The 4,965-nt window shown below is 69.2% G+C and carries 7 protein-coding genes; all 7 read left to right on the forward strand.

Annotated elements, in window-relative coordinates; translation table 11 throughout:
* Nucleotides 1-92: 92 nt before the first annotated feature.
* On the forward strand, nt 93-872 hold the full coding sequence (locus tag ACTQ40_RS10155; RefSeq protein WP_441042106.1) for a hypothetical protein: 780 nt from the start codon (nt 93-95) through the stop codon (nt 870-872).
* 2 nt (nt 873-874) lie between these two features.
* The gene (locus ACTQ40_RS10160) at nt 875-1,978 is read left to right on the forward strand and encodes a hypothetical protein (protein ID WP_441042108.1); all 1,104 of its coding nucleotides are present in this window, start codon (nt 875-877) and stop codon (nt 1,976-1,978) included.
* 64 nt (nt 1,979-2,042) lie between these two features.
* Nucleotides 2,043-2,924, forward strand: a complete 882-nt coding sequence (locus tag ACTQ40_RS10165; protein WP_441564073.1) for a hypothetical protein — start codon at nt 2,043-2,045, stop codon at nt 2,922-2,924.
* A gap of 11 nt (nt 2,925-2,935) precedes the next feature.
* Nucleotides 2,936-3,430 carry a hypothetical protein gene (locus ACTQ40_RS10170; RefSeq protein WP_441042112.1) on the forward strand — a complete coding sequence of 165 codons (495 nt, stop codon included), beginning with the start codon at nt 2,936-2,938 and terminating at the stop codon, nt 3,428-3,430.
* A gap of 2 nt (nt 3,431-3,432) precedes the next feature.
* Entirely contained in the window at nt 3,433-4,311 is an 879-nt protein-coding gene (locus ACTQ40_RS10175; RefSeq protein ID WP_441186305.1) for a hypothetical protein, read from the forward strand.
* A 3-nt stretch (nt 4,312-4,314) separates the two neighbouring features.
* Nucleotides 4,315-4,668 (forward strand): hypothetical protein, encoded by a 354-nt coding sequence (locus ACTQ40_RS10180; protein ID WP_441042116.1) that lies wholly within the window; start codon nt 4,315-4,317, stop codon nt 4,666-4,668.
* A 20-nt stretch (nt 4,669-4,688) separates the two neighbouring features.
* A partial coding sequence (locus ACTQ40_RS10185; RefSeq protein ID WP_441547497.1) for a hypothetical protein occupies nt 4,689-4,965 on the forward strand: 277 nt, incomplete at its 3' end.

Genomic DNA, 4,965 nt, shown 5'->3' on the forward strand with positions numbered 1-4,965 from the left:
ATGGTGGACCCGACCTCGGGTGTGGAGCGGCTGGTGGATGCGCGGATCGAGATGGCTGGCCGTCGGTCGGCATCGACGGTGAGGAGACGCTGATGATACTGGCTCCGCTGGTGATGCAGTCCCCGCCGTGGGTGGACATGCTGGTGACTCAGGTGCCTGCCGGTGCGGTGTCGGTGCGAGCGTGGCGCGTGTGGCGCGCGGCAGAGGTGCTGGTGCGTGGCCGTCACGTGCTGCTCGGGTCGTCGGCTCGGGTGGTGGACTATGACTTGCCTGTCGGCTCTCCAGTGTCGTATCGGGTGGAGGCCCTGTCCGGGTCGGGTCAGGTGGTGGAGTCGGCGTCGGTGCAGGTGTCGGCCCCGTCGCCCGGGCACTCGATGGCGTGGCTGTCTGACCCGATGTCCCCGATGGGGTCTGTGGTGGTTGGTGTGCTGCGGGGCGGGTCGCGTGGCCGGTGGTCGTCGGCGATGGAGATGGTGCGTCCGATGGGTGGTTTGCCGATCACGCAGGGCGGTGAGCGTCAGGTGCGGGTCCGGTCGTGGCGTCTGGTCGCTGAGGATGAGGCGACGGTGCAGGCGGTGGACGCGATCATGCTGGCCGGGCCGACGGTGGTGTTGCGGGGCGACCCTGAGTGTCTGGATCATCCGACGGGGCTGCTGTACGTGTCGGCGGCTGATGTGGAGTCGGAGCGGACTGTGCCGCACCTGCCTCGGGTGACGTGGCAGATGGACGGGTATGAGTCGCGGGGGCCGGCGATCCTGCCGGTGGTGCCGTCCCGTACCTATGCCGACGATATGGCTGAGCATCCGACGTATCAGGACTCGACTGCTGCGGCGGCAACGTATCTGGACCGTCTCCGTCTGCTGGAGGCGTAGCTATGTGGCCGGTCGATGAGAGGTGGGGTGCGGCTCGTCTGGGGGATGTGGAGCTGTCGTGTCAGGTGTGGCCGACGCTGCGGGGTCAGGTGCTGACTGCTGAGCCGCTGGAGGTGGTGGACGGGTCGCTGTCGGTGGAGGTGCGGGGCGGGCAGGTGCAGTCGTCGCTGGAACTGTCTGTGGCTGACCCGGACGGGTCGCTGTTCACGGGCGCACCGGATGCGCCGCTGGCGGTGCATGGGCATCGACTGGTGGTGCGTGCCGGGTACGCCGGCGTCGGTGATGCGCCGCTGGGCGAGTTCCGCGTGGAGCGCATCGTGCCGGACGGGTCGCCGTGGCGGCTACACCGCTCGGGCCGGTGGGTGCGTGGTGCTCAGATGCTGCGCGTCTCCGCTGGTGACCTGCTGGGGATCGTCGCCGATGACCGGTTCACGACCCCGACGCGGCCGCGTGGGGGAACGGTGCGCGCTGAGGTGCAGCGGCTCGTCGCCGACATCCTGCCGGTCGGTGACTGGTCAGCGTCGCAGACGGTGCCGTCGTCGGTGGAGTACTCGGAGTCCCGCATGGATGCGCTGCTGTCGGTGATGCGTCTGGCGGGTGTGGTGGCGTGGGTGGATCGTGCCGGGGCGCTCCAGGGTGTCCCGGATGTGGGGTCTGGTCAGGTGTGGGAGGCGTCTGCTGCTGATGTGGTGGAGTGGGTGCCGGTGATGGACCGGGACGGGCTCCGCAACGGGTGGGTGGTGACATCGGAGTCGGAGTCTGGGCAGCCGCTACGTGGGGCCGAGTTCGAGGCATCGGGTCCGCTGGCATGGGATGCCTCCGGGTTCGGACGCGTCCCCGAGTTCCTGCACTCCCCGCTAATGCGGACGAACGCTCAGTGCGCGTCGGCGGCGAGGACGATGGGTGAGCGGGCGAGGGCGGCGCGTCGTCAGGTGCTGACCGTGACGTGCGCCCCAGACCCGGCCCTTGATGTGCTGGACACGCTGCGGCTACGGCTGCCGACCCGCACGGTGGATGCCCTGGTGACGGGTATCAGGCTGCCGCTGACTGGGGGATCGATGACGGTCACGGCGAGCGCTGGGTGGGGGGTGCTGGTCGATGTCTGATCCTCTGGGTGATGCTGTCGCGTCTGCTCTGACCCCGGCTCGTCCGCCTGCCGTCGCGGGGGAGGTGAAGGCAACTTCCCCGGTGCTGCTGGTGTCGGTGCTGGGGTCCGAGGTGACGCCGCTGGTGTGGCTGCCGACACCGCTGGCGGTTGGTGACCGGGTGCTGCTGCTGCGCTCCGAGGGGGTGTGGCATGTGGTGGGTCTGCGTACCGCCCGGCCGAGTGAGGGCACTGTGTCATCCACTGGGTCTGGTGTGGTGACCGTCTCGACTGGGGTGGGGCCTGTGACGGTCCCGCACGTCGGTGGTGTGCCGGTGGTGGGTGATCGGGTGGCGCTGCTGTGGGGGTCTGCTGGTGGTGTGGTGGTGGGCCGTATCGGCACACCGTCCGCTCCGCCGCCGCCATCCACGCCGCCGTCTGACCCGACCCCGCCACAGACTGATCCGGCGCCCGCACCGGCCACTGTGGCTGCTGGGGCGGTGCAGGCTGCGACGGCTAGGTCTGGGAGGTGGCGCAGCGACGGCACCGCCGGGCACCGCGCCTATCAGGGGCACTCCACCTCGGGGCAGGTGGCCGACAACACCGGCTACTTTTTTTACGGCTCGACCCTGGCACGGGGCGGGACTGGCTCGTCTGGTGTGGTGCGTCTGTATCGGGCGACCGGTGCGGGCATGTCGGCGGCGCGGACCGTGTGGCTGGCGCTGCACGGTGCTGCGACGCGACCATCGTCACCTCCCGCGCTGACAACTCAGCCTCGCGCCGCCGGGACAGTGGCACAGGGCGGCACCGTCGACATCGCGCTGACCAGCGCTGAGGTGTCGGCGCTGCTGTCCGGCGCTGCTCGCGGGATCGCTGTCTCGTACCAGGGCACCACGGACTACATGGCACTACTGGGCCCATCTGACCGTCCCGACGCTGGACGGGTCACTCTCATCACCACGATCTAAGGAGGCACGGGATGCCGACCACACCGATCTATGGACTCCGGACGCCGGAGTTGGCGGACGCAAACAACGTCCCGGCAGATATGGCCCTGCTGGCTCAGGGCACCGAAAATGCGCTGTCGTCGCTGTCTCCGTCGTGGTCGTCATACGCCGTGGCGTGGTCGCAGAGCGACGGCACCAACCTCTCGATCGGAAACGGCACGCTGGAGGGTCGCTGGATGCAGGTGGGGCGTCTGGTGCACGCCTCGGTGTCGATGGGGCGAGGCTCGACCACCAATCTCGGGTCGGCGGCGTGGGTGTGGTCGATGCCGGTCAACGCCAGGGCCTGGATGATGGTCACTGGCGTGGGGTGGCTGGCGCGTGGCGGGTCTGAGTATCCGCTGACGGTGAGGCCGGTGGGCCCTGGCCGTGTGGTTGCGCTGATCCCGTCCGGGCGGATCTCCAACAACAACCCTGGTGGGTGGGCGTCGGGCGACTCGCTGTTTTTCACGATGACCTACGAGGTGTGATGATGGCTGATCGGATCACGTGGCGCGGCTCCCTGCTGTCGCCCCGCACTCGGGACGCACTGATCGAGGCCGAGCGGCTGGCTGCCGCGATGCCCGAGTTCCGTGGCTGGCGGGACGGGTGGATCATCCGCCCCGGTCAGGGGTCGTGGCAGCCACGCAGCCCCTACTCGGGCTCGACCCACACCGGAGACGGCGTGGTCGACCTGTCGATCCGCCACCACCTCACCCCACCGCAGCGCAAGGCGGTGCTGAGGGCGTGTCGGCAGGTCGGGTTCGCGGCATGGCATCGGATGCCGTCCCGCTCATGGGTGGAGCATCACCATCTGGTGCTCATGCCCCCCGACCAGACCACCAACACAGAGGGGCTGGCTGCGTCGGCGATGGTGCAGGTGTCGCACTACCGGCGTGGCCTCGACGGGCTCGTCGGCAAGGACCGCGACCCGGACCCGTGGAGACCGTCCCCGCTCCTGTCGTGGGAGCAGTACCAGCAGCGCACCGACACCCACACCACCCAAACATCCACCCAGGAGGATGACATGCCCTACACCCCAAACCAGCTCAAAGCCATCGTCACCGACGCGCTGGCCGCCTACGACTGGCAGCCGCTCCAGAAAGGCTCATCGAACGCGCTCGTCGCCAGCTCCCGCAACAACAACCAGATTTGGGCCAGCATCAACAGCCAGGAGACGCTGCGGCTGGTGCGGGAGCTCGCCAAGCGTCAGGGCGTGGTCGTCGATGAGCAGGCGATCGCCCGCTCGGTGCTCGCCGGACTCACCCCGCTCGTGCGCACGGCCGTCGAGGCCGCAGTGAAGACCGGTGGAACCCCGCAGGCTGTCGCCGACGCGGTCGTGTCCCGGCTCGGCGACGCACTCAAGGACTGACGCGTGTCTCGCCGGACAGCGATGCTCGGGCTCGGCGTCCTATGGGTGCTGGTCGGGGTGTCGCTGCTCTACGCGGCCGTCCCTGCCCGCGCCGAGCTGATCGACCTGCCCGACTGGCTACGAGCCGCCCTGTGGGTCGCTGCCGGCGTGGTCGCGATCGCCACATCAAGCCATGTTCGGGCGTCGGTGTGGGGTCTGGCTGCGATGGCGCTGGTAGCCTCCGAACGGGTCGGCGCATGGATCGTCGCATGGATCGCCCACGACGGCAACGACCCGGCGACGAAACTCGGGTTGTATCTGATCGCGCTGTGGGCGGTGTGGATCACGGCCCGCATCCCCGCCGATCGGGAGGCATGATGGTGGGTACTGTCCTATCTGTGCTGGCGATCATGGTGTCGCCGGTGGTGGCGTGGCTTGTGGCGCGTGCCGGTCAGCGCTCGACGCAGCGGTCGGCGGAGATCACCTCAGCCACCGACCTGGTGCCTGACCTCATCTCACGCGTGGAGCGACTCGAGCAGCAGGTGCATGCGCTGCAATCCGAGCTGTCCGAGCGGCTGGGACAGCTGTCCGCCGCCGCCTGGTTCATCGACCAGGTCGGGATGCTCCGCCGCCCTGACTGGGGCCGGATGCCCCGCGTCCCGCACCGCATCCGTG

The sequence above is a fragment of the Collinsella sp. Sow4_D11 genome (genome assembly GCF_052116465.1).
Classification (GTDB): Bacteria; Actinomycetota; Coriobacteriia; order Coriobacteriales; family Coriobacteriaceae; genus Collinsella.

Bases quoted from the DNA above. Each gene is read 5' to 3' on its own strand.
- ACTQ40_RS10155 (WP_441042106.1), top strand. From the start codon at position 93: ATGATACTGGCTCCGCTGGTGATGCAGTCCCCGCCGTGGGTGGACATG.
- ACTQ40_RS10160 (WP_441042108.1), top strand. From the start codon at position 875: ATGTGGCCGGTCGATGAGAGGTGGGGTGCGGCTCGTCTGGGGGATGTG.
- ACTQ40_RS10175 (WP_441186305.1), top strand. From the start codon at position 3,433: ATGGCTGATCGGATCACGTGGCGCGGCTCCCTGCTGTCGCCCCGCACT.
- ACTQ40_RS10170 (WP_441042112.1), top strand. From the start codon at position 2,936: ATGCCGACCACACCGATCTATGGACTCCGGACGCCGGAGTTGGCGGAC.